The organism is Mycolicibacterium sp. HS_4_1, assembly GCF_054515875.1.
This window is the reverse complement of the sequence record NZ_CM137261.1, coordinates 4,415,997-4,442,742: the sequence shown is the minus strand read 5'-3', so window position 1 is coordinate 4,442,742 and position 26,746 is coordinate 4,415,997. Positions and strand designations below refer to the sequence as shown.

Sequence of the window (26,746 nt, the reverse complement as noted above, 5' to 3'; positions counted from 1 at the left end):
GTGGGAGTGCCGGCTCGTCCGGACTCTGAATGGCCAACCGGACTGCGGTCCGAATTATTCCGGCGCTCGACTCGCGCTCCTTAATGAAAATGATTATCGTTAGTGAATGCCTACGACGACCGCTGATCTCATCCCGGTGACCGTGCTTTCGGGTTTTCTGGGGGCCGGTAAGACCACGCTGCTCAATCACATCCTGGCCAACCGGGACGGTCGCCGGGTGGCGGTGATCGTCAACGACATGAGCGAGGTGAACATCGACGCGGCGCTCGTCGCCGGCCAAGGGCACCTCGACCGGACCGAAGAAAAGCTGGTCGAACTCACCAACGGATGTATCTGCTGCACCCTGCGTGAAGACCTCATCACCGCGGTGGCCGAGCTGGCTCGCCAGAAACGATTCGATCAGATCGTGATCGAATCGACGGGCATCTCCGAGCCCATGCCGGTGGCGGCCACCTTCAGCTGGGAATTCGAGGACGGGTTCGTTCTCTCCGAGCTCGCCCGCCTGGACACGATGGTCACCGTCATCGATGCGTGCACGTTCCTGCCGGAGTTGGCGCGCGGGGAGGCGCTCACTGACCGCAAGCTCGCGGTGTCCGACGGCGACGGCCGCAACATCGCCGAATTGTTGGTCGACCAGGTCGAGTTCGCCGACGTGATCCTGATCAACAAGACCGATCTGGTCAGTGCCAAAACGGTTGCGACCGTGGAGGCGCTCGCCCGGCGCCTCAATCCCAGGGCGCGGATCGAGCGCACCGAGCGCGGGATCGTACCGCTGGCAACCGTTTTGGACACGGGGCTGTTCGACCCGGAACTCGCCGCGGAGGCACCCGGATGGGATGAGGAGATCGCGAACGGACACGCTCCGGAAACGGAGGAATACGGCATCAGCAGCATGACATTCCGCGCCGATCGCCCGTTCCATCCCCAGCGCCTTGCCGATGTCCTCGACCAGGTCCGGGGCCTGCTGCGCAGTAAAGGCTTCTGCTGGATCGCCACCCGGCCGAACATCGCCGCCATCTGGTCACAGGCCGGGCCCAACCTCACCATCGAACCCGCCCAGTACTGGACGAGTACCGACCTCGAGCCCAGTCAGGAGATCGTCTTCATCGGCATCAGGCTCGAAACCGACAAGGTACGAGCGCTTCTCGACTCGGCGCTCCTCACGAACGACGAAATGGCTGCCGGCACCAACGCCTGGCTGCGTTATGCAGATCCCCTGCCGGCCTGGACCGCGGCGCACAGCCACGTCTGACGGGGTCTACTGCGCGCTGGGTGCGAGATCGCCGAGTAGGTAGCGCTGCAGCGTGACCCCGAGATCGGCGGCGAGTTGTTCGTTCGAGCGCTTGGCCAGTGGCTCGAGTCCGATGACGTACCGCGCCAACGCGAAACCGTTGACCTGTGACATGACCAGGGCGGCGCGGTAGTCGGCATCGGCGGAGCCCAGTCCTTCCGCGATGGGTGCAATGATCTTGCGCGCCAGGAAGTCCCGCACCAGTCTCGCCGCCTCGGGTTCGGCGGTGGCCGCGCGCACCATGCCGATCATGGGCCGCCGCCGAACCTCGTCATCGAGCACCTCGAGGATGAGCGTTGCCAGGCGTAGGCCGGCAGAGTCTTTGTCGCCGTCGAGCACCCGGCCGATGACCGAGGCGGGCTCGACCGGAAGTTCCACCACGGCAAGGAACAGATCCCGCTTCTTGCCGTAGAAGTGGCTGACCAACGCGGGGTCGACACCGGCTTGCAACGCGATCTGGCGTAGAGACGTTCGCTCGTACCCCAACTCCGCGAACAGCTTCCGTGCAGTCTCCTCGATGGCCTCGCGGGTGCCGTTGGGTCCCGGACGGCGTCCACCGCGGGCGGGTCGCTGGGCCATTCGACTCCCTGGTTCGAAGAATTCTTTACGTGTTGAATTATAGCCCCGGCGGGTTTAATGTCATACCGTCAACCTTCTTGATTAGCCACGCTAGAGAGACGTTCCGCGCAGTCCACGCATGCCGGTGCGAAAGGGTAACGGATGCAGCGGTTTCCGATCAGGCGCCAGCTGGGCCGCCACTGGATGTATGTGGTGGCGGTGGTGGTGGTTGTGATCGCCGGGTTCGCGGTGTTCCGGCTGCACGGCGTTTTCGCCTCGCATGACGTCACGTCCACCCCGAGCGGAGCGGTGAATGACATCGTGCCGTTCAACCCCAAGCATGTGGTGATGGAGGTCTTCGGACCGCCGGGTGCCGTCGCCACCGTCACCTACCTGGACGTCAACGCTCAACCGCAGCGCGCCGACGCCGTCAGGTTGCCGTGGGCCTACGACGCGACCACCACTCAGCCGGCGGTGTTCGTCAACGTCCAGGCCCAGGGTGACAGTGACTCGATCGGCTGCCGCATCACGATCGACGACGCCGTCAAAGACGAGAGAACGGTCAATACCGTGCACGCCTTCACCTACTGTCTGGACAAATCCGGATGAGCACCAACCGCGTTCCGGACTTCATCCGCCGATACTCGGTGCTCATCGCCTTCTTCTGGCTGGCGCTGGCCGTGGTGACGAATGTCTTTGTGCCGCAGTTGGAGACGGTGGCCGAATCGCATAACGTCTCGCTGAGCCCGACAGACGCGCCGTCGCTACAGGCGGCGAAGCAGATCGGCAAGGTGTTCCACGAGTTCGATTCCGACAGTTCGGCGATGATTGTCCTCGAGGGCGACCAGCCGCTGGGGGCTGCCCCGCACCACTACTACGACGGCCTGATCGACAAACTCACCGCCGACACCAAACACGTCCAGCACGTGCAGAACTTCTGGGGCGACCCGCTGACGGCAGCCGGATCGCAGAGCGCCGATGGCAAGGCCGCACTGGTGCAGGTCTACCTCGCCGGCAACCAGGGGGAGTCGCTGGCCAACGAGTCCGTCGACTCTGTCCGCAGGATCATCGAGAACACGCCGCCGCCACCGGGTCTCAAGGTGTACCTCACGGGCGCCGCGCCCCTGATCACCGACCAGTTCGAGGTCGGCCGCCACGGCACCCTCAAGACCACGCTGATCACCATCGGCGTGATCATGGTGATGCTGTTCTCGCTCTACCGCAGATTCACCACGGTGATCATGGTGATCTTCACGGTGATGATGGAATTGACGGCATCGCGCGGCGTCGTCGCCTCGCTGGCCAACGCCGGCATCATCGAGTTGTCGACGTACTCGACAAACCTGTTGACGCTCTTGGTCATTGCCGCCGGCACCGATTATGCGATCTTCATCCTCGGCCGGTTCCACGAAGCCCGCTACGCCGGGCAGGACCGGGTCACCGCGTACAACACGATGTATCACGGGACGTCGCACATCATCCTGGGATCGGGGCTGACCATCGCCGGTGCGGTGTTCTGTCTGACGTTCACCCGGCTCCCGTACTTCCAGAGCCTCGGAATCCCCGCCGGGACCGGCGTTCTCGTCGCCGTGGTCGCCGCGTTGACGCTCGCACCCGCGCTGCTGGGTATCGGCAGGCACTTCGGCCTCTTCGAACCCGTGCGTCAGCTGCAGACCCAAGGCTGGCGGCGCATCGGCACCGCCATCGTGCGGTGGCCCGGCCCCATCCTGGTCGTCACCGTCGCGGTGGCCCTGATTGGCCTGATCGCCCTGCCTGGATACAAGACCAGCTACGACACCCGTCCCTACATGCCGGCTGGCGCTCCGGCCAACATCGGTTACGCTGCCGCCGAACGCCACTTCTCGCAGGCCCGGCTCAATCCCGAACTGCTGATGATCCAAGCCGACCATGATCTGCGTAACTCCACAGACATGATCCTGCTGGAGCGCGTCGCGAAGGCGGTTTTCCACACCGACGGCATCGCGCAGGTGCAGTCGATCACCCGACCGCTGGGCACACCTCTGGACCACTCGTCCATACCATTCTTGATCAGTGCCGGAAATTCCGGGCAGATCAACAACCTGCCCTTCCAGCAGGCGCGTAGCGCTGACCTGCTCAAGCAGGTGGATGTGATCAACAAGTCGATCGACATTCTGCGGCAACAGTATTCGCTGCAACAGCAATCCGGCGCCCTCACCCATGAGCAGGCCAAGGCGTTTCAGGACACCGTCGCCACCGCCAAGGACCTGCGGGACAAGATCGCCAATTTCGACGATTTCTTCCGGCCGTTGCGCAATTACTTCTATTGGGAGCCGCATTGTTTCGATATCCCGATCTGTGCCGCGCTGAGGTCGGTCTTCGACGCACTCGACGGCATCGATGATCTGACCGATCAGCTGGGTGATGTCGCCAGCAGTATCGGGAAACTCGATGCGCTGCAGCCGAAACTGCTCGCGCTGATCCCGCCGCAGATCGCCAGTCAGCAGACGAACCGCGAGCTGACGATGACGAATTACGCCACCAACTCGGGCCTCAACGATCAGGCCGCCGCGTCGCTGCAGAACGCCACCGCATTGGGGCAGGCGTACGACGCGTCGAAAACCGACGACTCGTTCTATCTGCCGCCGGAAGCGTTCACCAACCCCGAGTTCCAGCGCGGCATGAAGCTGTTCATGTCACCGGATGGCAAGGCCGCGCGGATGATCATCACGCACGACGGCGATCCCGCTACGCCGGAAGGTATTTCGCACATCGCCGCCATCAGGCACGCGGCGCAGCAGGCCGTCAAGGGCACTCCGCTGGGTGGATCGAGGATCTATCTTGCCGGCACGGCCGCCACCTACAAGGACATCCAGGAGGGCGCCAAGTACGACCTCATGATCGCCGGTATCGCCGCGCTGAGCCTGATTCTGCTGGTGATGATGTTCATCACCCGAAGTATTGTCGCGGCCTTGGTCATCGTCGGCACCGTGGCACTGTCGCTGGGCGCCTCATTCGGTCTGTCCGTCCTGATCTGGCAGGACATCTTCGGCATCGACCTGTACTGGATCGTGTTGGCGCTGGCCGTGATCCTGTTGCTGGCGGTGGGGTCGGACTACAACCTGCTGCTCATCTCGCGGTTCAAAGAAGAGATCCACGCCGGCATCAATACCGGCATCATCCGCGCGATGGCCGGCTCCGGCGCGGTGGTGACCTCGGCCGGGCTGGTGTTCGCCGCGACCATGGCGTCCTTCGTGTTCGCCGACCTGAGGGTGCTCGGCCAGATCGGGACGACAATCGCCCTCGGTCTGCTGTTCGACACATTGATCGTCCGGTCGTTCATGACGCCGGCCATCGCCGTGCTGCTCGGGCGGTGGTTCTGGTGGCCGCTCAAGGTGCGGCCGCGCCCGGCCAGCCAGATGCTGCAGCCCTACGGATCCCGGCAGTCGGTGCGTCAGCTGCTGCTGTGGGAGGACGGCGATCCCGCGGTCAGTGGATCGGGTGCAGGTGCGCGAAGCCACGGCGGAGACGCATGACGGGCATGGAGCTGTGGGGCGGCCTGACAATCGTCGCCGGGCTGATGGCACTGACCTTCCTCGCGTGCGTCTTCGTGTACGTGCGGGGGCTGGAGCGGCGCCCACCCGCTGTATTGGGCGAACAGGTTGGTGCCCACAAAGCGGTACTGGCCAAAGTACGTAAAGGCCAGCCGATGTCGCAGGACGAGATCGACTACGCCAACGAACTGGTCTCCGACGCCGGCTCACCGCTCGCCTATGCGATACCCGCCGTCCTTTTCACCATGGGCTTCTTCTACGTCGTCGGCTGCCTCTACGAGCTGCAGGTGCACGGCGGCCATCCCTCGTTTCGCACTTTCATCGGCGGCATCCCGATGCTCACGTCGATGAACATCTTCGGCCAGCTGCACCGGGTGGCACGACTGAAGAAGCGGGTGCCCGCGGACCCGGTGCTCGTGGCGTAATCCGGGGCGCTCCGCGCCTGACGTCAGCTGCTGTGCCACCCGGCCACACCGACCGCGATCATGCGGAGCTGCTTACGTGCGGTTCGCTTGACGTCGTCCAGTGCCTTGGCGTCGTTCGCATCATCGATGGATTCGGCGGTGGTCATCATCGTGTTGACGAACAGGCCGGCCACGATGTTCAGGTCTTCGGCGCTCCAGGTGGTGAGCCCGGGCAGTCGGCCCAGGTCGATCGCGAGCTCCGAGGTGATCAGCCGGATTTCCGTGCGGATCGCATAGCGCAGCGCGGTGACGCCGCTGTTGCGCTCGCGGCTGATGAAGCGCCAGTGCTCGGGGCGTTCGGCGACGCTGTTGAACAGGATGTCGACGGAGGACTCGATGATGCGTTTGGGGTCGAGTTGGCCGGCGCGGGCACCGCGGAGCATCTCGCGCAGGGCGCGGAACGACTCATCGATCAGCACCAGGCCGAGGGCGTCCATGCTTTCGAAGTGCCGATAGAAGGCAGCAGGCACGATGCCGGCCTCGCGGGTGACCTCACGCAGGCTGAGCGCGCTGAAACTGTCCTCGTCGAGCAGCTTGAGGGCGGCCGCGATGATCGCGCGGCGGGTGGCTTCCTTGCGCTCTTCGCGCGAGAGGTTGTCCTGGACGCGGGAGCTTGATGAGCGGCTGGACCTCCGGTCGCGTGAACCAGGGGTACGACTGTTCACCGAACAAAGTTTACACAGGGTGACGAAACCGCAGATCGGTACGAATGTGTATGAGTTATGGGTACGTATGTTCACCGTGTGATCCCAGCAACAACCAGCGATTTAAGTCTTGACGCGAACGGTTGAAGTCCGTCACTGTGTACACATGTTCACCGAAACTTTGAGCCGCCGGGTACGGCGCTCCGCCCTGGTTGGAATCCTCACCGGCCCGCACGGCGTGGACCGGTACACCGAGGTTTTCGATCGCACCTGGACTGTCAACGACGCGCGCGCCAAAGTCGTCGCCGTCCGTCGACAGACGCCGCGCAGCGTCACCCTGACCCTGCAGCCCAATGCGGCATGGCTGGCAGGCCGGGGCGAGCGCAGCGACGGGAAGTGTTTCCGCGCCGGCCAGCACATCAACCTGACCGTCGAGATCGACGGCCGTCGCCGTACGCGGTGCTACTCGCCGGCCAACTCCGAGGGCAGCCCGGTCATCGAGCTGACCGTCGGCCTGCACGACGGCGGCCAGGTCTCCACCCACCTGTTCGAGCACGCGGAGCCCGGCATGGTCGTCCACCTCGACTCCGTCGGCGGCGACTTCGTCCTCCCGGCGGTTCGTCCGCGCCGCATCCTGCTGGTGTCCGGCGGCAGCGGCATCACCCCGGTGCTGTCGATGCTGCGCACCTTGCGCGAGGAGAACTTCGACGGCGAGGTCGCGTTCCTCCACTACGCCCGCAACCCAGAAGAGGCTGCCTACGCCACCGAGCTGGCCGCCACCCCGGGCGTCAAGGTGCTGCACAGCTACACCCGCTCCAACCGCGGCGACCTGAGCGGCCACTTCGGTCCCGACCACCTGGCCGCCGCCATGCCCAACCCCGACGCGGTGTTCGTCTGCGGGCCGCCCGCACTGGTCGACGCGGTCAAGGACCTGCTTCCGGGCGCCCAATCGGAGAGCTTCGTGCCCCCGGTTATCGCCGTCCCGACCGAGGCCTCCGGCGGCAACGTCGCCTTCACCGAGAGCAAGGTCGACGTGGTCGACGACGGCCGCTCCATCCTCGAGCAGGCCGAGGCCGCCGGGCTCAACCCGACCAACGGCTGCCGCATGGGCATCTGCCACACCTGCACCCGCAAGAAGATCAGCGGCCCGGTGAAGAACCTGATCACCGGCGCGGTCTCGTCCGCCCCTGACGAAAACGTCCAAATCTGCGTGACCGCGCCCTGCGGCGACGTCCAGATCGACCTCTAGACCCCCACCACCAGCCCACACACAAAGGAGACGAATCATGGCTCAACGTCCCGCCCCCCTGACCCCCGAGCAGTTCGACGAGTTCGGCCGCGCGCTCGACACCATTCGTGAACGCCACCTCGCCGACCTGGGCGACCGCGACTCCGACTACATCCGCAACATCATCGCCATGCAGCGCAAGCTGGAGATCGGTGGCCGCGCCCTCCTGTTCCTGCCCCCGGCCTGGCCCGTCGGCACCGTGATGCTCGGCCTGTCGAAAATCCTGGACAACATGGAGATCGGCCACAACGTCATGCACGGCCAGTACGACTGGATGGGCGACCCGGCGCTGCGCGGCCAGAACTTCGAATGGGATTCGGCCTGCCCGTCCAACCAGTGGCGGCACTCGCACAACTACATGCACCACACCTACACCAACATCGTCGACATGGACCGCGACATCGGCTACGGCGTCCTGCGGATGAGCGAGGATCAGAAGTGGAGCCCGTACTACCTGGGCAACCCGGTGTACGCCTTCCTGCTGATGGTGTTCTTCCAGTACGGCGTCGCACTGCATGAGCTCGAGGCCGAGCGCATCCGCATCGGTGAAATCCGCCTGCGGGACAAGAAGGACATGCTGCGCGAGATGTGGGCCAAGGTCCGCAAGCAGACCGTCAAGGACTACGTGGCGTTCCCGCTGCTGGCCGGGCCCTTCCTGCCGTTCGTGTTCGCCGGCAACATGACCGCCAACCTGATGCGCAACGTCTGGTCCTACACCATCATCTTCTGCGGACACTTCCCCGAGGGCACCCACGAATTCACCGTCGAAGAGACCAAGAGCGAGACCCGCGGGCAGTGGTACTACCGCCAGCTCCTGGGTTCGGCAAACCTGACCGGCGGCAAGTGGTTCCACATCTTCAGCGGCAACCTGTCGTTCCAGATCGAGCACCACCTGTTCCCCGACATCCCGGCGCACCGCTACGCGGAAATCTCGCCGGAGGTCAAGGCGCTATGCGAGAAGTACGACCTGCCCTACAACTCCGGGCCGATCCACAAGCAGTTCTACTCGGTGGTCAAGAAGATCTGCCGGCTGGCTCTGCCGGACTCATGGCTGACAAAGCCGGCACCAGAAGGTGATCCGGTCAGTGAGGTTGTCGAGGTCGCCGACGACGTCGAGGTCCTCGTGCCGGTGTCGGCCGGCTGATTCGATCAGCGTCCCGCACCTGCGACACGCCTGCCCGGCCCGGCCGTACACCCAGAGCCCGCGGCCGGGTCGGGTGTCGCCCGTGGTAGTCCTGCTCCACCTGTTTCTGTTCAGCCACAACATGTCCCGGGCCCGCTGCGCCAGCCGCAGCGGGTCTTTCACTGTGCTGACCGGGGCAGTCGGACGGCGGCCGACGATGAAGCACAACTCGTTGGCATAGACGTTGCCGACGCCGGCGAGGTTGCGTTGGTCGAGCAGTGCCTCGTGCAGCGGCCTGTCGGGGTCCTGGGTGAGATTGGCTGCTGCTCTTTGTGGATCCCAGTCCGGGCCAAGGAGATCGGGGCCGAGGTGTTTGACGGGCTCCTCGTCGTGGTCTCGTCGGAGGATCTCCAGCGTGCCGAGCTCGGTGCCCACCGCTTGAATGTCCTTGGTTTCCAGGATGATTCTGGTTCGGTGATCGGGCCGTCTCGGTTTGGTGCTGACTTGCCACTTGCCCTCCATCTTGAGGTGCGAGTGGATGCTGGCCTCGGCGGTGCGGATGAACAGGTGCTTGCCGCGGCTGATCACCTCATCGACCGTCTGGCCGGTGAGGTCGACGGTCGCGAACTTCGGAACGCGAATATCGCAGCGCGTCAGCGTCTTTCCCTGCAGCGCCTCGCGGAGGATCGCTGCCGTGTGCCAGACGGTGTCGCCTTCGGGCATCAGCGGATGTATCTGTGGGCGCGAGTGAGGGCCTGCTCGGCGTCGTGCGCGACCTTCTGGACCAGGGGCGCGGCCAGTTCGAGCTCGTCGATCAGGTCCAGGGCCTCGCCGGCCCAGATCGGCACGTAGTCCATGTCCAGCTCGGCGACCTTGGTGCGGAACTCCTGTTGCGCCTTTGGATCCGCGTCCAGCTCGGCATCGCGGTCCTGCCACTCTTCGGTGAAGACGCTGCGCAATGTCCGCGCGGGATACTGTGCCGGCCAGCGCGTTTCGAGCGGCCGGGCGGCGATGTCGATGGCGCGGCCGGTAGTGGTGTCTGCCGCCTTCGCCTTGAGCATGACCTTCGACTCGGCGGCGCTGAGCCGGGATTCGTGGGTGGCTTCGAAACGGGTGCCGATCATGGCGCCCGCGGCGCCGAGGGTCAGGGCCGCGGCGAGACCGCGGCCGTCACCGATACCGCCTGCCGCGAGTACTGGCGTGCCATGCGCCACGTCGACGACTGCAGGAACGAACGGCAGTGTCGACCGGCCGCCATGGTGACCGCCGGCCTCTCGGCCCTGCGCAACCAGCGCCTGCACCCCGGCATCGAGCGCCTGCCTGGCCTCATCGAGGTTGTGGACCTGGCACAGCAGCGGGATGTTGGCGTCATGGATGGCCTTGGCGAACGGAGCCGGGTCGCCAAAAGACAAGATGATGGCGGCCGGCTGCTGGGCGATGACCCAGTCGACGATCTCCTGATTCACCGCCCAGGTGAGCAGGCCGACGCCCCAGGGCTTTTCGGTGCCTTGCCTGGCCAACTGGCATTCGGTGGCCAGCATCGTCAGGTCACCGCGGCCGCCGCCGATCAGGCCAAGCCCACCGCCCTCAGACACCGCGGCCGCCAGCCGGCCACCGGATACGTCACCCATCGGCGCCAAAACGATCGGGTGGTCGATGCCGAACAACTCGGTGAGCGGGGTGTGCAGGGCCATGACTTCACTCTATGACTCGGTCGGGGCCGCTCTGGTTTGCATGTGTCCCGGCGGCCCCTACGGCGAGTGTGCAGCTTCCGGAGCCACATCGTCGCCGACGCGTAAGAATGCTGCACACTCGACATAGGGCCGGAAAAGTTGACCTTGCCCCTGGCGGCAGTGTTTACCCTCTGGCTGAGGACATTGACCATGCAGATTTCTGAGCTGGCCCGGCGAACGGGCGCGTCGACCAAGGCCGTGCGGTACTACGAGGACCTCGGCCTGCTGGAGCCGCTGCGCCTGCCCAACGGGTACCGGGACTACTCCGAAGACGATGTGCAGATTGTGAGCGAAGTGCGTGCGCTGGCCGCCGTCGGCATCTCCCCGTCGAAGGCCCGGCCGTTCATCGATTGCCTGCGCCACGGCCACGAGCACAGTGACGAGTGTCCCGAGTCGCTGGCGGCCTATCGGGACGGCATCGCGGTTCTCGACGAGACCATCGCGGCGCTGACGCAGCGACGACAGGCCCTCACGGCGCGGCTCAACGCTGCCGCGTGCCGCGAGTTCGATAAGGATTATGAGCAGGTGACGGACTACACGACACTTCCCGCGGGCCTTCCGGTCCCCGAAAACGACGGCGCGGCAGACCATCTGGTGGGACTGCGGGTCCCCGACATCACGCTGAAGTCGAGCGGCGGTGGCCCCGTCCGGCTAGGGAGCCTGCCGGCGGGACGGACGATTCTGTATCTGTACCCGCTCACCGGTCGTCCCGGCGCCGACATCCCCGAGGGGTGGGACGCGATTCCAGGAGCGCGTGGCTGCTCGACCGAGGCATGCGATTTCCGTGACCACTTCTCCGAGTTGAAAGACGCGGGCGTCGAGGAGGTCTGGGGCTTGTCGAGCCAGGACGTCGACTATCAGGCGGAAGTGGTGCGGCGGCTGCGATTGCCATTCCACATGCTGTCGGATGAATCGTTCGCCCTGGCAGAGGCTTTGCAGCTACCGACGTTCGCTGCCGGCGGCTACCCGCGGCTCTACACACGGCTCACGCTGGTCGTCCGGGACGGCCGCATCGAGCACGTCTTCTATCCGATTTTCCCGCCGAACACGCACGCGCAGCAGGTCCTCGACTGGCTGCGCCGCGGGTAGGTCACGGCGCCGGGATCATCAGCGGCTGGCCCTTTTCGACGACGTACGTGGCCAGTTCCGGCAGGCACGAACAGGGCCACGGAGCCGCTTGAGTCGTTGACGCGCCGCCGGCGGCGAAGACGGCCAGGGCTGTGCACGTGGTGGTGACGATGTTGCGATCGGCTTTCATGAGCACCTCGGAAGTAGTTGGAGCACTTGACCGCTCACGTTCCAGTCTAGAAGTCAGGGGAGCAGTGGCAGCCGCCACAAGGGTGCGCCGGGTTCGAGGAACCACAGCCGCGTCGCGGTCAGACGGAGAATCCGAACTGCACCGGAGATCATGAGTACAGCCAGGGGCAGCTCGATCAACGCCGCAGTCATCAATGGCACGGTCGCGTCGTGCCCGAAGTCTGAGGTCATGACGTCGAACCAGGCATCGCACACCAGCAGCACCCCGGTCGTGAACGCGGTGAGTAGAACCAGTTGTCGACGCAACCAGCCCAACACGGCCGTCGCTGTCATGAATGCGACCAGCAGAACGTCGAAGCCGATCCACGTCGCCGGCCAGTTGTGCGCCGTGTAGTTATCGGGAAGCGCGAAACCGAGGTAGATGACCCACGGGATCAACACGATGCTGCTGCCGGTCATCAACGTCAGCCGGATGCGCCGCATCCTCGTGGCCATCGCCGGTGGGAACACTTCATCCCGCGGCCGTTGCAGTCGCGTGATGAGATCCTGCCGCTCGGCCGGCGTCATCGCTGCGATGTCGGCGTCGGACAAACCGATATCCATGGTCTCGATACTGCCGAACGTGAAGCCAGACGCCTAGCGGAGCCGCAGCCCCCGTGGCGTCCGCGAGAACCCGGCGTCGGTCAGCGCGGTGTGGACCTGTGCCTGCTCGGCGTCGGGTGCCGGCGCCAGCACGGGCTCCCCGTTGACCTTTTCGATCAACAGCGAATGCAAGCGCCCCGCACTCACCAGGTCCGCCAGCGCGCCGGCGGCCGCACGTTGTTGTTCCGGGGTGGCGTCGAAAGACAACAGCGACTTGCCGCCGCGCTCCAGGAACCACACCAACTCGCCGTCGACCAACGCCACCAGCGCGCCCGCCTTGCGGCCGGGCCGGTGGCCCGCGACCTCGGGCCACGGCAGCGCGGCGCCGTAGGGATTGCCGGGGTCGGTAGCGGCCAAGACGATGGCGTTGTAGTCGGGGTTGCTCTGGTCGACGCCGTCGAGATAATTGCGCAGCCGGTCCACCGTCGAGGCCACCGCGAACTGTGCGCCACCAAGTGATTCGATGAAATACCCGCGCTGGCAGCGGCCGGCTTCCTCGAACGCGGTCAGGACTTTGTACAACGAGGCGAATCCGCCGGGTAGGCCGTCGGCCGCGCCGCGGGTGACGACACCATAGCGGTTCAGCAGCAGCTCGGCCTGGAAGTGGGCGCGCACAGTCGATTCGGGTTCGGCCGTCGGCAGCGCTGACCAGCGCCCGGCGACGGTCGGGTCCACGGTGCGGGCCTGAGGCCGGGCCACGCTGTAGCGGCTGAGCCGGGGCGGGCGCTGCCGCTGCCGGTGGGCACCCCCCGGCTTTCGCCCGGCATTGCCGAGCATCGCCCGTACCGGGGCAAAGGTGTCGCCCGTAACCCAGCCGGCCCAGATCAATTCCCACAGCGCCTGTTTGGCGTCGGGGGTGTCGCTGGCTGCCAGCTGCCGGAAGAAGTAAGCGCCGCCGTTGGCCAAGGTATCCAGCAGCTCGCGGTGCGTGTCGGTGAACTCGATCTCAGTCCCAGCGGCAAGTGACAGCGGCGCGGTGTCGGCCCGGTGGAACACGATCCAGCCGTCGTTTCCGCCGATCTGGCCGGCCCCCGACCAGGTGACTTCACCCGAGGCCAGCAGTTCGTCGAGCATGGCTGGTTGGTAGTCCGACACCCGTTGGCCGAAGACGAGCGGTTCGACCGCAGACGCCGGAATCGGCACGCCGGCAAGCTGTTCGATGACCGACGCCAGCCCGTCAATGCCGCGGGCATCGCCGAACTGCTGCCACGCGGGCAGGAAGCGGGCGTATGCGGTGGTGCTGACGGGTTCGATCTGGGCCCGCAGCGCGGCCAGTGACCGGCGGCGCAGAATCTTCAGAACCGTTGCATCACACCACTGTTGGTCGACGCTGTCGGGAATGTCGGTGAACTCGCCGCGGATGAGCTTGCCGTCCAACACCATCCGGCTCAGGACATCGGCGGTCACGCGATGTCCCAGGCCGAATCGGGCGGCCGCCTGGGTGGTCGTGAACGGCCCGTTGGTCCTGGCGTAACGGCCGAGCAGTTCGCCCAGCGGGTCGGACACCGTCGCGGTGAAACTGGCCGGCACGCCGACGGGTACTGCGACGCCGAGACCGTCGCGCAGCAGCCCCATATCTTCGACTGCGGCCCACCAGCTTTGCCCTGCGAACGTCACCGATACCGCGCGTTTGGCGGCTTGCAGGGTGGCGCACCACGCCTCGACATCGCTTGCGGTGCACCGCTGCCGCAGTTCCTCGGTGCTCAGGGGTCCGAGTAGTCGCAGGAGGTCGGCGATGCCCTCGGCGTCGCGGGCGGCCCGGTCCTCGGTCAGGTGCTGCAGCTGCCGACTGGTCGACGCCACCACGTCGGGATCGAGTAGTTCGCGCAGTTCGACCCGGCCCAGCAGCTCGGCGAGCAGGGTGGCGTCCAACGACAGTGCGGCAGCGCGCCGTTCCGCCAGCGGGCTGTCACCCTCGTACATGAACGCGCCGACGTAACCGAACAGCAGCGATGCGGCGAACGGGGACGGCGTGGCGGTCTGCACGTCGAGAACCCGGATCCGTCGTTGCGCGACGCGCCGCATCAACTCGGTGAGCATCGGGACGTCGTAGACGTCCTGCAGGCACTCCCGCACGGTCTCCAGCACGATCGGGAAATCCGGGTACTTACGGGCGATGTCCAGCAGCTGGGCGGCTCGCTGCCGCTGGTGCCACAACGGCGACCGTTTACCGGGGTGGCGCCGCGGCAACAGCAGCGCCCGTGCCGCACATTCGCGGAATCGCGACGCGAACAGCGCCGACCCGCCGACCTCGGCCGTCACGATGGTCTCGATCTCGTCGGCGTCGAAGACGAAAATGTCTGCGCCGGGCGGGTTTTCACCGGTGTCGGGCAGCCGCAGCACGATACCGTCGTCAGATGCCGTCGGCTTCTCGTCGATGCCGTACCGCTCCATGATCCGCCGGCCCACAGCCAGCGCCAGCGGTCCGTGTACCCGCAGCCCGTAGGGGGAGTGCAAGATGATTCGCCAGTCGCCGAGCTCGTCGCGGAACCGTTCCACCACGAAGGTGGTGTCGGTGGGCACCGTGCCGGTGGCCTGCCGCTGCTCGTCCAGCAGCTGCCACAGGTTGTCGGTGGCGTAAGCGTTGAAACCCATTGTGCTGCAATACTCGTCGAACTCGGCACGAGGCAGTCCGGCGAGCTTTCCGGTGAAGGCGCCGATGGCCGCACCCAGTTCGGCCGGACGGCCGACCGCGTCGCCCCGCCAGAACGGCAACCGGGCGGGCTGGCCCGGAGCGGGCAGGACCAACACGCGATCATGGGTGATCTCGGTGATCCGCCAGCTGGTGGCGCCCAGGGAGATGACGTCGCCGGGACGCGACTCGTACACCATCTCCTCGTCGAGTTCGCCTACCCGCGAGGGCTTTTCGTCACCAGTGGCCAGATAGACGGTGAACATGCCGCGGTCCGGGATGGCACCGCCGGAGGTCACGGCCAGTCGTTGCGCGCCGGGCCGGGCGGTCAGAGATCCGGTGTCGCGGTCGTAGACCAGCCGCGGCCGCAACTCGGCGAATTCGGTGGACGGGTACTTGCCGGCCAGCAGGTCCAGCGTCGCTTCGAACGCACTGCGCGGTAGCGCGGCGAACGGCGCGCTGCGCCGGACGGCGTCGAACCAACGGTCGGCATCGAGCGGCTCGAGAGCGGCGGCGGCGACGGTGTGCTGGGCCAGCACGTCGAGCGGGTTGGCCGGCACCTGCAGGGTTTCGATCTCGCCGGCGCGCATGCGCTGCACCGTGACGGCGCAGTCGATGAGGTCGGTGCGGTGTTTGGGCAGCAGCACACCCTCGGAGATCTCGCCGACCTGGTGGCCGGCCCGGCCGATGCGCTGCAGGCCGCTGGCGACCGACGGCGGCGCCTCGACCTGGATGACCAGATCGACGGCGCCCATGTCGATGCCGAGTTCGAGGCTGGACGTGGCGACCACGGCTTTGAGCCGTCCGCTCTTGAGGTCGTCTTCGACCTGGGCGCGGGCCTCTTTGCTGACCGAACCGTGATGGGCCTTGGCGAGCAGGCTCGGCGCGCCGAAGGTCTGGCCGCTGGCCATGATCGTGGCCGGAGCGCCGCCACCGATCTGTGCGTTGCGCTCGTTGGGTAGCTCGATGCCCGAGCGGGCGGCGTGAATCTCGTTGAGCCGGGCCGTGAGTCGTTCGGCGAGCCGCCGGGAATTGGCGAACACCAGCGACGAATTGTGCGATTCGATCAGGTCGACGATGCGTTCCTCGACATCGGGCCAGATGGTGCCGCCGTCGAGATTGGCCATGTCCGGCACCGGTACCTCGACGCTCAGGTCGAAGGTTTTGGCGGCGGGTGGTTTGACGATAGTGGTGGGGGCGGCCCCGGACAGGAAGCGGGCCACCTCTTCGGGTGGTTTGACGGTCGCGGACAGGCCGATGCGTTGCGCCGGCTTGTCGAGCAACTGATCGAGCCGTTCCAGCGAAAGCGCCAGGTGCGCACCGCGTTTGGTGGCCGCTACCGCGTGCACCTCGTCGACGATCACGGTCCGTACCGTCGCGAGCGTCTCCCGGGCGGCCGATGTCAACATGAGGAACAGCGACTCGGGTGTGGTGATCAGGATGTCCGGCGGCGTGGCGATCAATTGACGGCGCTGTGCCGGTGACGTGTCACCCGACCGCACCCCGACGGTGATCTTGGGCGCCGCCTCACCCCGGCGTTCGGCCACCCGCGTGATGCCGGTCAGTGGCGTGGACAGGTTGCGCTCGACGTCGACCGCGAGGGCCTTCAACGGCGAGACGTAGAGGACTTTTGTGCCCTTGGCGCCGTTGGCGTTGGCGGGCTCCTGGGCCAACTGATCGATGGCCCACAGGAACGCCGCCAGCGTCTTGCCGGACCCCGTGGGGGCGATGACCAGTGTGTTGTGCCCGTCGGCAATAGCCTGCCAGGCCTGCGCCTGAGCCGGGGTGGGGGTGCTGAAGGCAGCCGCGAACCACTCCCGGGTCAGGTCACTGAACCTGTCGAGTGAATTCACGTGTCCATACTGCCCGGTGGGTCCGACATTGACGCGCCGCGCCGGCTGCCTGTGGCTCGCGTCGAGTCACAGGAGCCACTGTGGTCACCGGGCTGGGTGCGAGCGTAACGCCAGGGCGGCGTCGGGGCAGTTTTTCCGCCGTGACGTTACGTTGGCGGCGGGTCCGCTGACCGACCCGAAGTTGTCCCACGGTTGGGGGTTTGGGGAGCGGGCTGAGCCGGTGGGCGCCACATCACTGGTTGAGGGTGCGTTGATACCGCCGCATGCCGGCGATCCAGCGGTCGTAGTCGGCGCCTTTGTGCCGGTACATCTCCAGAACCTCGGGATGGGGCAGTACCAGGAACGTGCCGTCCTCGATGGCCTGGACCACGAGCGCGGCGACCTCGTCCGGCCCGACCACGTTGCCCGCGTGCGTCACGGCGTTGCCTGCTACTCGGATCGCGGCGTCGGGGGAGTCGGTCATGCCGCGGAGCAGGGGTGTGTCCACGCCCATCGGGCAGACACAGCTGACGCCGATGCCGTTGTCGCCGTAGGTGATGGTGAGCCACTCCGCGAAGCCGACGGCGGCGTGCTTGGTGACGCTGTACCCGGCCGCACCGAGTTGGGTGAGCAGGCCGGCCGCCGAGGCGACGGCGACGAAGTGCCCGGCACCGCGCCCTAGCCATTCGGGCACAAGAGCTTTGGTGGCACGGATGTGCGCGCGCAGGTTGATGTCGATGATGCGATCCCACGCGGCTTCGTCGTCGCCGAGTCCGGGCTCCCCGGTGATGCCGGCGTTCGCCACGTAGATGTCCACCGGCCCGTACACCTCCCGGGCAGCGTCGAGCAGCGTCGCGATGCCGTCGACCGACGAGGCGTCGGCACCGACGCCGACTCCGCCGAAGCCCGCGGCCGTCTCCGCGGCGGCTTCAGCGTTGATGTCACCGGCGACGACCGATGCACCGCCGGCGGCCAGCGCCGTCGCAATGGATCTGCCGATACCCGAACCCGCTCCGGTGACGACCGCCACCGCACCTTCGATCTTCACGGGCTCATGTCTACCGCATCACGGGCTCAACCGAACTGGACTCCTTGCGCCAACGGCAGATCGGACGAGTAGTTGACGGTGTTGGTGGCTCGCCGCATGTAAGCCTTCCAGGAATCGGAGCCCGATTCGCGCCCGCCACCGGTCTGCTTCTCGCCGCCGAACGCCCCGCCGATCTCCGCGCCGGAGGTACCGATGTTGACGTTGGCGATGCCGCAGTCCGACCCGTCGGCGGCCATGAAGCGCTCGGCCTCCCGGATGTCGGTGGTGAAGATCGCCGACGAAAGTCCCTGTGGCACGGCATTGTTGAGGGCGATGGCCTCGTCGAGGGTGTCGTAGGTGAGCACGTACAGAATCGGCGCGAACGTCTCCTGGTGCACGATGGCCGTCTGTCCGGGCATCCGGACCACCGCCGGCGTGACGTAGTACGAGCTGGGGTGCAGTTGGACGCGCTCGCCGCCGGTGACCTCGCCGCCTTCGGCGCGGGCCTGTTCCAGCGCGCCCACCATGTCGCGGTAGGACCGCTCGTGGATCAGCGGCCCGATCAAGGTCCCTTCGGCGGCGGGATCGCCCACCGGCAGGCTCTGGTAGGCGGTGACGATGCGCTGCACCAACGTATCGACCACGCTGCGGTGCGCGATGACGCGGCGCAGCGTCGTGCAGCGCTGCCCGGCGGTGCCGGCGGCGGCGAACACGATGCCGCGCACCGCGAGATCGAGATCGGCCGACGGGGTGACGATGGTCGCGTTGTTGCCGCCGAGTTCCAGCAGTACCTTGCCGAACCGCTGGGCCACGCGCGGGCCGATCTGCCGGCCCATCCGCACCGATCCCGTCGCGCTCAGCAGCGCCACGCGGGGATCGTCGACCAGCTGCTCGCCGATCTCGCGGCCGCCCAACACCAGGCGACCGACATGCTCGGACGCACCGACTTCTAAGGCGGCGCGCTCCAGCAGCGCCTGGCAGGCGACGGCGGTCAGCGGGGTGAGCTCGGAGGGCTTCCACACCACGGTGTCGCCACACACCAACGCGATGGCGGTGTTCCAGGCCCAGACGGCGACGGGGAAGTTGAACGCCGTGATGACGCCGACCACCCCGAGCGGATGCCAGGTCTCCATGAGCCGGTGCCCGGGCCGTTCGGACGCGATGGTGCGTCCGTACAGCTGCCGCGAGAGGCCGACGGCGAACTGGCAGATGTCGATCATCTCCTGCACCTCGCCGAGTGCCTCGGAGGTGATCTTGCCGGCCTCGATGGTCACCAGCGTGCCGAGATCGGCCTTGTGCTCGACGAGCAGCTCACCCAGCCGGGCCACGAGCGCACCGCGCACAGGGGCCGGGGTGGTGCGCCAGGTGGAAAACGCCTGCGCCGCCTCGGCGATCGCGACAGCTGTCTCGTCGGCAGTGGTCTCGGGAAGCGTGAAGAGGACCTCGCCGGTGATGGGTGTGCTGGCGTGCAGGCCGTGAGCGCCGGGCTCGCCCAGCGTGACGTGGGCACCGACGGCCTGCAGCGCGGTACGCACGCGGTCGCGGAGCTGGTCGGCGGTGGGCAAGAGATGATTCTGCACAGAGGTCATGATGCCGCTTTCTCGTAGAGGTCGTAAGGGTCATGGATGTGATGGCCGATGACACCGGCCATCCAGTCGAGGCTGTAGTCGGAGCGGTCGTCGGTGGCTTCGAGTCGTGCATCCCGGTCCAGGTTCGACCGGAAGATGCCGGCCGCGGACGCTGGGAGGAAATCCTCGTAGACAACGGGTTTCGTGGGGTCGCCGCCGCGGTAGTAGGCCAGGCCCTGTGCGGCCATCTCGGTGTCGGTGGCGGGGAAGTACCGATCCCAGTGCCGCTGGTCGGCCATCGCGGCGTCGTAGCGTTCCCGGCCCGTCGGGGTCAACGCCACTCCGCGCGCCTCGACCTCGCCGAAGCGCACCCGCAGGCTCCCCTCGGACACATTGCCGTCCGGGTTGCGGAAGGTACGTGGTTCGGCCAGGGCCCGGAACGAGGTCTGCCGTAACAGGACCGGCGGTCCGTCGGTACGGGGCGGGCCTTGGATGGCATCGATCATGGTGATGCCGCGGGCCGTCATCCGCCGGTACAGCTCGTCGATGTCGAGCACGCGAGGGGTCAGGTGATTGATGTGGGTGGTGCTGACACCGGCGATATCCGCGGCGACGGCGGAGACGGCGCTGAGCTCGTCGTACCAGGCCTTGTCGATCGGGCTGCGCGACAACGCGAACGCCGCGACGGCGCGCCGCACGAACTCGTCGGCATCGGCTGCCGGGCAGCCGTCGGCGGCGATCCGGCGGGCCTGGGCGATCAATGCCGGGTCGAACAGTTGGCGCCGCCCGACGAAGCGTTGCACTCGGGTGCGCAGGTCGGGGGAGAAGAAGCGGGCGTCCTCGGTGGCCAGCATCGAGGTGAAAACGCGAAACGGGTTGCGGTCCAGCTCTTCTGCCTCGATCGGGCGGAAGGCGGTGGAGACCACGGGGACTGGTGAGCCGGCTTCGCGCAGGTCATAGAACCCGACCGGGTGCATGCCGAAGGCCGCGAAAAGGCTTGCGACGTGTGCGAGTTCGGCTGGGCTGCCGACCCTGATGGCGCCGTGCCGCTCGGCGGTCACCCGGTCGATGGATCCGAGCCGGCCGTCGGTGGCGCAGTCGCGGTTCACGGCCGTGCTGACGTCCACGAGTGTGGTGTAGGCCGGTACCTCGGCGCCGTACATCTGGGACAGGGCGGCGGCGAACGCGGCGCGCAGCTCCCACGTCGGGACCGTCACTGTGCTGATCCCCGAGTCGCTCCGCTCCTGCCCGCCGATAAGGCCTGGGGGTAGTCTCCGGCCATGGCCGAAGTGCTTGACGATGTCGATCGAATCCTGGTGCGGGAGCTCATAGCCGACGGCCGGGCGACGCTGGCGCACCTGGCGACGGCGGCAGGGTTGTCGGTGTCGGCAGTGCAATCGCGGGTGCGCCGACTGGAATCCCGCGGCGTCATCACCGGATACACCGCACGGATCAGCCCCGAGGCCGTTGGCCACATGCTGTCGGCGTTCGTTGCGATCACCCCGCTCGATCCTTCCCAACCTGATGATGCCCCGGCGCGGCTGCAGCACTTCCCCGAAATCGAGTCCTGCCACTCGGTGGCCGGCGATGAAAGCTACGTCCTGCTGGTGCGCGTTGCCTCGGCGCGGGCGCTGGAAGGCCTGCTGCAGCGGATCCGGACCGTTGCCAACGTACGCACGCGAAGCACCATCATCTTACAGACTTTTTACGATGATCAGGTCTCGCTACCGGAATAGTTCCTGCCTTAGATCGTGCGAGATGTAAATATTACGTTAGGATGGCGGTATGACCGCTGTTCTGACTTCTGGCGACGGCCTCTCGGCGGGTAATGCGCGCGACGTCCGTGACGTATTGGGGCGCAGCATCCTGACCGACGGATTGGATCTGGTTCTCGATCTGGACCGGTCCGCGGGGTCGTATCTCATCGACGCGCGCGACGGCAGCCGGTACCTGGACATGTTCACGTTCTTCGCGTCGTCGGCGTTGGGGATGAACCACCCGGCGCTGACCGAGCCGGCATTCCGCGCCGAACTCGCGCAGGCGGCGGTGAACAAACCGAGCAACTCCGACGTCTACACCGTGCCGATGGCGCGCTTCGTCCAGACGTTCGCGCGCGTGCTGGGTGACCCGGCGCTGCCGCACCTGTTCTTCGTCGACGGCGGCGCGCTGGCCGTGGAGAACGCGCTGAAGGTGGCATTCGACTGGAAGAGCCGCCTGAACGAGTCCCGTGGCATCGACCCGGCGCTGGGCACCCGGGTGCTGCATCTGCGCGGTGCCTTCCATGGCCGCAGCGGCTACACCATGTCGCTGACCAACACCGACCCGAACAAGGTGGCCCGATTCCCGAAATTCGACTGGCCACGGATCGACGCCCCGGTGGTGGCGCCCGGTGTGGATATCGTTGCGCTGGAACGTGAATCGCTACGCCAAGCGCGGGCGGCCTTCGACGCGCATCCGCGCGACATCGCCTGTTTCATCGCCGAGCCGATCCAGGGTGAGGGCGGGGACCGGCACATGCGGCCCGAGTTCTTCGCCGCGATGCGGGATTTGTGCCTCGAGTACGACGCGCTGCTGATCTTCGACGAGGTGCAGACCGGCGTCGGCATGACCGGGACCCCATGGGCCTACCAGCAATTGGGGGTGACGCCCGACGTGGTGGCCTTCGGGAAGAAAGCCCAGGTGTGCGGGGTGATGGCGGGTGGCCGCGCACGCGAGGAGCGATTCGGGACCAGAGTTGACGAAGTCCCCGACAACGTCTTCCATGTCAGCTCACGGATCAACTCCACCTGGGGTGGCAACCTCACCGACATGGTGCGGTCCCGGCGCATCCTCGAGGTCATCGAAGCTGATGGGCTGATCGACAACGCCGGGCGGATGGGCTGGTATCTGGTGGGCCAGTTGCGTTGCCTGGCAAGCGAATTTCCGGCGCTGGTACTCGACCCGCGCGGGCGCGGACTGATGTGTGCGTTCAGCATGCCGTCGGGTGCGCAGCGGGACGAGGTGCTCCGGCGACTCTGGCAGCGCCGCGTCATCCTCCTGGCCAGCGGCATGGACTCCGTGCGGTTCCGGCCGGCGCTGACGGTGTCGCGGACCGAGATCGACGAAGCCGTGCAGGCGGTACGGGACGTGCTAACGACGCTCTAGTACGTGCTGGCGGATCAGTCCGCGCAGTCGGGTCAGCTCGCTGCCGCTGACCAGCGTGCAGTCGTGCAGCTCGGCCAATTTCCGTGCGGCCGCGGTGAAGTCGTTGTTGGTGACCACCATGGTGTGGGTGCAGTCCTGCATGGGAGCGCCGGCGACCACTTCCTGCACGGCGCCCGGGCCGACGGGCCGGGACAGCCTTTTGCATTGAATGGCAAGCCGATTCGGCCGGGTACCGACGATCAGGTCGACACCCCAGTCCCCGGACAGTTCGGTCATGATGACCGGGACGCCACAGGACCGGGCGATCCGGGCGACGTAGTCCTCGAATTCCGTGCCGGACATGTCGTGGACGGGATCCTCGCGGCGGCTGGGCGTACGCATCCCGGTGACCACGTGCGGGACGGCCGCGAGCAGTAAGGGCACGCCGACGGCCACGGCGAGCGCTGATTGCCACGTCCAGCCGTGCAGATATGCGGTGCCGCCGGCGAGCAGCCCTGCCGCGGCCAGGAGTTTCATCTGCACGCCAGGCATCGTAGAGCCAGCCTCTGACAGCTCTTTACAGGATGCCGACGAGCTACTACCTTCCGTAGTAGAGGTGATTCGGATGACTGGTGAATCCAGGAATTGGCAACGAAACTTCGATTGGGCCGCAGGCTTTTTGGCGGTGGCGCTCCTCTTACACGGCGCTGACCACATGCGGCGGGGAATGAACGTCATCCCGCCGGCAGTGATGATCGGTGGCACGCTGCAGCTGATCCTCGCGGCTGTGACCATCACGCTGGTGGTCAGGCGGAACAGGTGGGCGCCGCTCGCGGCCGTCGGGATCGGCTTCGCGGGCGCGGTGGGATTCACTGCGGCGCATCTGCTTCCGACATGGGGATTCTTCAGCGACAGCTTCATCAATGCGCCGCCGTGGGCGCGGGTGACGGCGTTCTCGTGGGTGACCGCGATATTGGAGATCGCCGCCAATCTGATATTCGGTGCGATCGGGCTGATGATCCTGAAGGAGGGCGGCGCCGCACACGGTGCAATCTGAGTGTTGCCGGGCTGGCTGCGGCCTGGTTGGCTGGAAATCATTGGCCGACAATGGGATCGGCGACTGGCCGCGATCAAGCGGATCGCCGAGGGAGAAGTGGCGCCCTAGCGTCGATCAGGCGCATACTGGGGTTTGGCGGTGATAACGATGCTCAGCCCCACAACTGATCGATTCCGTGACGACGATCCCGGCGTGCATCAGGCCGCGCGATTCGGTCTGGTGATGGGAAGCCTCGGCGTCGGATTCATGGTGTTGGCCGCGGTGTGGGTCCGGCACTGTCACGGGTTCGACACCGCGGCGTGCAGCATGCCGTACCGCACCGTGCTGGCCTTGGCCGGCCCGCTGTTCCTGTTCGGCAGCGGCGTGTGGGCGTTTGTGCGGACCTATCGCGCCTGGCGGAATGACCAGGTGTGGTGGGCCTGGCAGGGCGCCGGCTGGTTCCTGCTGCTGCTGATGTCCGTCGTGCTGACGATGAGCCTGCCGGTGCTGTTGTTCTGATCGCGCCCGAATGTGAAGAAGATGGCGAAAAATCTGCCTGCGAAAACTCGCTATCAAGTTCACGTTCGGCGTGACTTGTCAGCCCAGCATCGCGGCGGCGAAGCGGCGCACGGACTCGACTCCGGTCGCGGCGGCTTCGTCGAATCCGGCCCGGGTCCGCACGAGGATCTCGCGCGTGACGGGGTCCAGCGTGATCTCGGCGAGCAGTTCACCCGTCGTCGGCTCGCACACCGCCCACGAATACAGCGTGTCGGAATCCCATTGCGCGGCACGGGTTTCCACGTGCCCGGGGGAGCGCTCACCCAATTCGGCGAGCGACGGCCGGTCGTCCATCCGGTCGTCGGCACGCAGGGCACGCAGATACCAGGCGCCGGCGTTGATCTCGATGGGTTCCATGGCGCTCCTCCTCGAAGACAACTCAGGGCTGCGATCCGTGGTGGATCGCAGCCCTGAGTCAAAACAGCAGACTAGAACTAGTCCTTCAGCTCGGCGATGACGGTGCCCTGCGTGATGGCGGCGCCGGCCTCGACCGACAGGCCCGTCACGGTGCCATCCTTGTGCGCGGTCACCGGGTTCTCCATCTTCATGGCCTCGAGCACCACGATCAGGTCACCCGCGGAGACCTGCTGGCCCTCCTCGACGGCGACCTTCACGACGGTGCCCTGCATCGGCGCGGTGACGGAGTCACCCGAGGCGGCCTTGCCGCCAGCGGCGCCACGCTTGCGCGGCTTCGGCTTCTTCTTGATGACACCGGTGGCTGCGCCACCGCCGCCACCGCCGATGGCCAGATCGCCGGGCAGCGACACCTCGACGCGACGGCCACCGACCTCGACGACGACCTTCTGACGCGGCGCGGCCTCTTCGTCGTCCAGCGCCTCACCACCGGTGAACGGCTCGACCGTGTTGTTCCACTCGGTCTCGATCCAGCGGGTGTGCACGTCGAACTTCTCGCCGTCACCGATGAAGGCGGGGTCGGAGACCACGGCGCGGTGGAACGGGATGACCGTGGCCAGGCCCTCGACGTTGAACTCCGCCAGCGCGCGGCGCGAGCGGGCCAGGGCCTCGTCGCGGGTTGCACCGGTGACGATCAGCTTGGCCAGCATCGAGTCGAACTGACCGCCGATGACCGAACCGGTCTCGACACCCGAGTCCATGCGGACGCCGGGGCCGGTCGGGGCCTCGAACTTCGAGACAGGGCCCGGGGCCGGCAGGAAGCCGCGACCGGCGTCCTCGCCGTTGATCCGGAACTCGAACGAGTGGCCGCGCGGGGTGGGGTCCTCGGTGATGTCCAAGGCCTCGCCGTTGGCGATCTTGAACTGCTGCAGCACGAGGTCGACGCCCGCGGTCTCCTCGGTGACCGGGTGTTCCACCTGCAGACGGGTGTTGACCTCAAGGAAGCTGATCAGGCCGTCCTGGCCGACCAGGTACTCGACGGTGCCCGCGCCGTAGTAGCCGGCTTCCTTGCAGATGCGCTTGGCGGACTCGTGGATTTCCTTGCGCTGCGCGTCGGTCAGGAAGGGGGCCGGGGCCTCCTCGACCAGCTTCTGGAAGCGGCGCTGCAGCGAGCAGTCGCGGGTACCGGCGACGACGACGTTGCCGTGGGTGTCGGCGATGACCTGAGCCTCGACGTGGCGCGGCTTGTCCAGGTAGCGCTCGACGAAGCACTCGCCGCGGCCGAAGGCGGCGACGGCCTCACGGGTGGCCGAGTCGAACAGCTCGGGGATCTCTTCGATGGTGCGGGCGACCTTCATGCCACGGCCGCCACCGCCGAAGGCGGCCTTGATGGCGATCGGCAGGCCGAACTCCTTGGCGAAGGCCAGGATTTCGTCGGCATCCTTGACCGGGTCCGGGGTACCCGGCACCAGCGGAGCGTTGGCCTTCGCGGCGATGTGGCGCGCGGTGACCTTGTCGCCGAGGTCGCGGATGGACTGCGGGCTGGGCCCGATCCAGATCAGGCCTGCGTCGATGACGGCCTGGGCGAAGTCCGCGTTCTCGGACAGGAAGCCGTAACCCGGGTGGATCGCGTTGGCGCCCGACTTGGCAGCGGCGTCCAGGATCTTGTCGAAGACGAGGTAGGACTCGGCCGAGGTCTGGCCGCCCAGGGCGAAGGCCTCGTCGGCAAGCCGCACGTGCGGCGCATCGGCGTCCGGCTCGGCGTAGACGGCGACGCTGGCCAGTCCGGCGTCCTTGGCAGCCCGGATGACCCGGACGGCAATCTCTCCACGGTTGGCGACTAGCACCTTGGAGATCTTGGAACTGGCGTGGTTGGCCACAGTGCCTCCTGACGGCGGTTCTCTAAGAAATGTCTTTAAGAATGTATCGGGTGCAGTGTAAGGCCAATACAGGTGGATCCCCGATTCGGGTAGCGGGTCGTTGGGAGATTTTCTTAGAAATCGCCGAATCTGCCGGTTTCACCGGCACTTTCTCCCTTGTCCATCGGCTTGAGCGATACTGATGCGGCACCGGTCCCGCCAGG

Annotated in this window: 24 protein-coding genes; 11 read left to right on the top strand and 13 right to left on the bottom strand. The window is 66.6% G+C overall.

Features of this window, described 5'->3' with window-relative positions; all coding sequences use genetic code 11:
* The first annotated feature begins 106 nt into the window (after positions 1-106).
* Positions 107-1,252: a GTP-binding protein gene (locus ACX12F_RS21405; RefSeq protein WP_459366347.1), complete on the top strand. Its 1,146-nt coding sequence runs from the start codon at positions 107-109 to the stop codon at positions 1,250-1,252.
* Positions 1,253-1,258: 6 nt separating this feature from the next.
* Here the strand turns inward: ACX12F_RS21405 and ACX12F_RS21400 are convergent, their stop codons facing one another.
* Complete coding sequence (locus ACX12F_RS21400; RefSeq protein WP_459366346.1) at positions 1,259-1,870, bottom strand: TetR/AcrR family transcriptional regulator; 612 nt, start codon at positions 1,868-1,870, stop codon at positions 1,259-1,261.
* Between the two features lie 141 nt (positions 1,871-2,011).
* Between ACX12F_RS21400 and ACX12F_RS21395 the strand changes: the two genes are divergently transcribed.
* From ACX12F_RS21395 to ACX12F_RS21385, 3 genes are read left to right on the top strand one after another with little or no spacing between them, the layout of a single operon-like run.
* On the top strand, positions 2,012-2,458 hold the full coding sequence (locus ACX12F_RS21395) for an MmpS family transport accessory protein (protein ID WP_459366345.1): 447 nt from the start codon (positions 2,012-2,014) through the stop codon (positions 2,456-2,458).
* On the top strand, positions 2,455-5,364 hold the full coding sequence (locus ACX12F_RS21390) for an MMPL/RND family transporter (protein WP_459366344.1): 2,910 nt from the start codon (positions 2,455-2,457) through the stop codon (positions 5,362-5,364). Before ACX12F_RS21395 ends, ACX12F_RS21390 begins: the two co-directional genes overlap by 4 nt.
* Complete coding sequence (locus ACX12F_RS21385) at positions 5,361-5,807, top strand: hypothetical protein (protein WP_459366343.1); 447 nt, start codon at positions 5,361-5,363, stop codon at positions 5,805-5,807. Before ACX12F_RS21390 ends, ACX12F_RS21385 begins: the two co-directional genes overlap by 4 nt.
* A gap of 23 nt (positions 5,808-5,830) precedes the next feature.
* Here the strand turns inward: ACX12F_RS21385 and ACX12F_RS21380 are convergent, their stop codons facing one another.
* Entirely contained in the window at positions 5,831-6,511 is a 681-nt protein-coding gene (locus tag ACX12F_RS21380; protein ID WP_459366342.1) for a TetR family transcriptional regulator, read from the bottom strand.
* A gap of 145 nt (positions 6,512-6,656) precedes the next feature.
* On the opposite strand from ACX12F_RS21380, the gene ACX12F_RS21375 reads away from it, so the two are divergent.
* On the top strand, positions 6,657-7,739 hold the full coding sequence (locus ACX12F_RS21375) for a ferredoxin reductase (RefSeq protein ID WP_459366341.1): 1,083 nt from the start codon (positions 6,657-6,659) through the stop codon (positions 7,737-7,739).
* 37 nt (positions 7,740-7,776) lie between these two features.
* Positions 7,777-8,922 (top strand): fatty acid desaturase family protein, encoded by a 1,146-nt coding sequence (locus ACX12F_RS21370; RefSeq protein ID WP_459366340.1) that lies wholly within the window; start codon positions 7,777-7,779, stop codon positions 8,920-8,922.
* Here ACX12F_RS21370 and nei2 read toward each other — a convergent pair.
* Entirely contained in the window at positions 8,824-9,624 is an 801-nt protein-coding gene (gene nei2 / locus ACX12F_RS21365; protein WP_459366339.1) for an endonuclease VIII Nei2, read from the bottom strand. The two genes, ACX12F_RS21370 and nei2, sit on opposite strands and share 99 nt — an antisense overlap.
* Positions 9,624-10,595 carry an NAD(P)H-dependent flavin oxidoreductase gene (locus tag ACX12F_RS21360; RefSeq protein WP_459366338.1) on the bottom strand — a complete coding sequence of 324 codons (972 nt, stop codon included), beginning with the start codon at positions 10,593-10,595 and terminating at the stop codon, positions 9,624-9,626. Before ACX12F_RS21360 ends, nei2 begins: the two co-directional genes overlap by 1 nt.
* Positions 10,596-10,784: 189 nt before the next feature.
* Here ACX12F_RS21360 and ACX12F_RS21355 point away from each other — a divergent pair, with 189 nt between their 5' ends.
* Positions 10,785-11,723 (top strand): MerR family transcriptional regulator, encoded by a 939-nt coding sequence (locus ACX12F_RS21355; protein WP_459366337.1) that lies wholly within the window; start codon positions 10,785-10,787, stop codon positions 11,721-11,723.
* A 1-nt stretch (position 11,724) separates the two neighbouring features.
* Here the strand turns inward: ACX12F_RS21355 and ACX12F_RS21350 are convergent, their stop codons facing one another.
* The 6 genes from ACX12F_RS21350 to hglS form a co-directional block, all read right to left on the bottom strand.
* Positions 11,725-11,892, bottom strand: coding sequence for a hypothetical protein (locus ACX12F_RS21350; RefSeq protein ID WP_459366336.1), 168 nt, complete (start codon positions 11,890-11,892; stop codon positions 11,725-11,727).
* 53 nt (positions 11,893-11,945) lie between these two features.
* Positions 11,946-12,494, bottom strand: a complete 549-nt coding sequence (locus ACX12F_RS21345; RefSeq protein ID WP_459366335.1) for a hypothetical protein — start codon at positions 12,492-12,494, stop codon at positions 11,946-11,948.
* Between the two features lie 33 nt (positions 12,495-12,527).
* The gene (locus tag ACX12F_RS21340; RefSeq protein ID WP_459366334.1) at positions 12,528-17,018 is read right to left on the bottom strand and encodes an ATP-dependent helicase; all 4,491 of its coding nucleotides are present in this window, start codon (positions 17,016-17,018) and stop codon (positions 12,528-12,530) included.
* 232 nt (positions 17,019-17,250) lie between these two features.
* Positions 17,251-18,045, bottom strand: coding sequence for an SDR family oxidoreductase (locus tag ACX12F_RS21335; protein ID WP_459366333.1), 795 nt, complete (start codon positions 18,043-18,045; stop codon positions 17,251-17,253).
* Between the two features lie 26 nt (positions 18,046-18,071).
* Positions 18,072-19,613, bottom strand: coding sequence for an L-piperidine-6-carboxylate dehydrogenase (gene amaB / locus ACX12F_RS21330; RefSeq protein ID WP_459366332.1), 1,542 nt, complete (start codon positions 19,611-19,613; stop codon positions 18,072-18,074).
* The gene (gene hglS / locus ACX12F_RS21325) at positions 19,610-20,755 is read right to left on the bottom strand and encodes a 2-oxoadipate dioxygenase/decarboxylase (RefSeq protein ID WP_459370449.1); all 1,146 of its coding nucleotides are present in this window, start codon (positions 20,753-20,755) and stop codon (positions 19,610-19,612) included. Before hglS ends, amaB begins: the two co-directional genes overlap by 4 nt.
* A 117-nt stretch (positions 20,756-20,872) precedes the next feature.
* Here hglS and ACX12F_RS21320 point away from each other — a divergent pair, with 117 nt between their 5' ends.
* Both ACX12F_RS21320 and lat read left to right on the top strand, forming a co-directional pair.
* A complete protein-coding gene (locus ACX12F_RS21320; RefSeq protein WP_459366331.1) occupies positions 20,873-21,328 on the top strand; it encodes an Lrp/AsnC family transcriptional regulator in 456 nt (151 codons plus the stop codon).
* A gap of 49 nt (positions 21,329-21,377) precedes the next feature.
* The gene (gene lat, locus ACX12F_RS21315; protein ID WP_459366330.1) at positions 21,378-22,736 is read left to right on the top strand and encodes an L-lysine 6-transaminase; all 1,359 of its coding nucleotides are present in this window, start codon (positions 21,378-21,380) and stop codon (positions 22,734-22,736) included.
* On the opposite strand, the gene ACX12F_RS21310 is transcribed toward lat, so the two are convergent.
* The gene (locus ACX12F_RS21310; RefSeq protein ID WP_459366329.1) at positions 22,722-23,267 is read right to left on the bottom strand and encodes a restriction endonuclease; all 546 of its coding nucleotides are present in this window, start codon (positions 23,265-23,267) and stop codon (positions 22,722-22,724) included. The two genes, lat and ACX12F_RS21310, sit on opposite strands and share 15 nt — an antisense overlap.
* 73 nt (positions 23,268-23,340) lie before the next feature.
* On the opposite strand from ACX12F_RS21310, the gene ACX12F_RS21305 reads away from it, so the two are divergent.
* Both ACX12F_RS21305 and ACX12F_RS21300 read left to right on the top strand, forming a co-directional pair.
* On the top strand, positions 23,341-23,772 hold the full coding sequence (locus ACX12F_RS21305; RefSeq protein WP_459366328.1) for a hypothetical protein: 432 nt from the start codon (positions 23,341-23,343) through the stop codon (positions 23,770-23,772).
* 147 nt (positions 23,773-23,919) lie between these two features.
* Positions 23,920-24,270, top strand: coding sequence for a hypothetical protein (locus ACX12F_RS21300; protein ID WP_459366327.1), 351 nt, complete (start codon positions 23,920-23,922; stop codon positions 24,268-24,270).
* A 78-nt stretch (positions 24,271-24,348) separates the two neighbouring features.
* On the opposite strand, the gene ACX12F_RS21295 is transcribed toward ACX12F_RS21300, so the two are convergent.
* Both ACX12F_RS21295 and ACX12F_RS21290 read right to left on the bottom strand, forming a co-directional pair.
* On the bottom strand, positions 24,349-24,666 hold the full coding sequence (locus ACX12F_RS21295) for a hypothetical protein (protein ID WP_459366326.1): 318 nt from the start codon (positions 24,664-24,666) through the stop codon (positions 24,349-24,351).
* A 77-nt stretch (positions 24,667-24,743) separates the two neighbouring features.
* Complete coding sequence (locus tag ACX12F_RS21290) at positions 24,744-26,543, bottom strand: acetyl/propionyl/methylcrotonyl-CoA carboxylase subunit alpha (protein ID WP_459366325.1); 1,800 nt, start codon at positions 26,541-26,543, stop codon at positions 24,744-24,746.
* Between the last annotated feature and the right edge of the window lie 203 nt (positions 26,544-26,746).

Excerpts from the sequence above, each read along its gene's own strand:
- ACX12F_RS21405 (WP_459366347.1), top strand. The coding sequence starts at position 107 with ATGCCTACGACGACCGCTGATCTCATCCCGGTGACCGTGCTTTCGGGT.
- ACX12F_RS21400 (WP_459366346.1), bottom strand. The coding sequence starts at position 1,870 with ATGGCCCAGCGACCCGCCCGCGGTGGACGCCGTCCGGGACCCAACGGC.
- ACX12F_RS21395 (WP_459366345.1), top strand. The coding sequence starts at position 2,012 with ATGCAGCGGTTTCCGATCAGGCGCCAGCTGGGCCGCCACTGGATGTAT.
- ACX12F_RS21390 (WP_459366344.1), top strand. The coding sequence starts at position 2,455 with ATGAGCACCAACCGCGTTCCGGACTTCATCCGCCGATACTCGGTGCTC.
- ACX12F_RS21385 (WP_459366343.1), top strand. The coding sequence starts at position 5,361 with ATGACGGGCATGGAGCTGTGGGGCGGCCTGACAATCGTCGCCGGGCTG.
- ACX12F_RS21375 (WP_459366341.1), top strand. The coding sequence starts at position 6,657 with ATGTTCACCGAAACTTTGAGCCGCCGGGTACGGCGCTCCGCCCTGGTT.
- ACX12F_RS21370 (WP_459366340.1), top strand. The coding sequence starts at position 7,777 with ATGGCTCAACGTCCCGCCCCCCTGACCCCCGAGCAGTTCGACGAGTTC.
- nei2 (WP_459366339.1), bottom strand. The coding sequence starts at position 9,624 with ATGCCCGAAGGCGACACCGTCTGGCACACGGCAGCGATCCTCCGCGAG.
- ACX12F_RS21360 (WP_459366338.1), bottom strand. The coding sequence starts at position 10,595 with ATGGCCCTGCACACCCCGCTCACCGAGTTGTTCGGCATCGACCACCCG.
- ACX12F_RS21355 (WP_459366337.1), top strand. The coding sequence starts at position 10,785 with ATGCAGATTTCTGAGCTGGCCCGGCGAACGGGCGCGTCGACCAAGGCC.
- ACX12F_RS21350 (WP_459366336.1), bottom strand. The coding sequence starts at position 11,892 with ATGAAAGCCGATCGCAACATCGTCACCACCACGTGCACAGCCCTGGCC.
- ACX12F_RS21345 (WP_459366335.1), bottom strand. The coding sequence starts at position 12,494 with ATGGATATCGGTTTGTCCGACGCCGACATCGCAGCGATGACGCCGGCC.
- amaB (WP_459366332.1), bottom strand. The coding sequence starts at position 19,613 with ATGACCTCTGTGCAGAATCATCTCTTGCCCACCGCCGACCAGCTCCGC.
- hglS (WP_459370449.1), bottom strand. The coding sequence starts at position 20,755 with ATGTACGGCGCCGAGGTACCGGCCTACACCACACTCGTGGACGTCAGC.
- ACX12F_RS21320 (WP_459366331.1), top strand. The coding sequence starts at position 20,873 with ATGGCCGAAGTGCTTGACGATGTCGATCGAATCCTGGTGCGGGAGCTC.
- lat (WP_459366330.1), top strand. The coding sequence starts at position 21,378 with ATGACCGCTGTTCTGACTTCTGGCGACGGCCTCTCGGCGGGTAATGCG.
- ACX12F_RS21310 (WP_459366329.1), bottom strand. The coding sequence starts at position 23,267 with ATGCCTGGCGTGCAGATGAAACTCCTGGCCGCGGCAGGGCTGCTCGCC.
- ACX12F_RS21305 (WP_459366328.1), top strand. The coding sequence starts at position 23,341 with ATGACTGGTGAATCCAGGAATTGGCAACGAAACTTCGATTGGGCCGCA.
- ACX12F_RS21300 (WP_459366327.1), top strand. The coding sequence starts at position 23,920 with ATGCTCAGCCCCACAACTGATCGATTCCGTGACGACGATCCCGGCGTG.
- ACX12F_RS21295 (WP_459366326.1), bottom strand. The coding sequence starts at position 24,666 with ATGGAACCCATCGAGATCAACGCCGGCGCCTGGTATCTGCGTGCCCTG.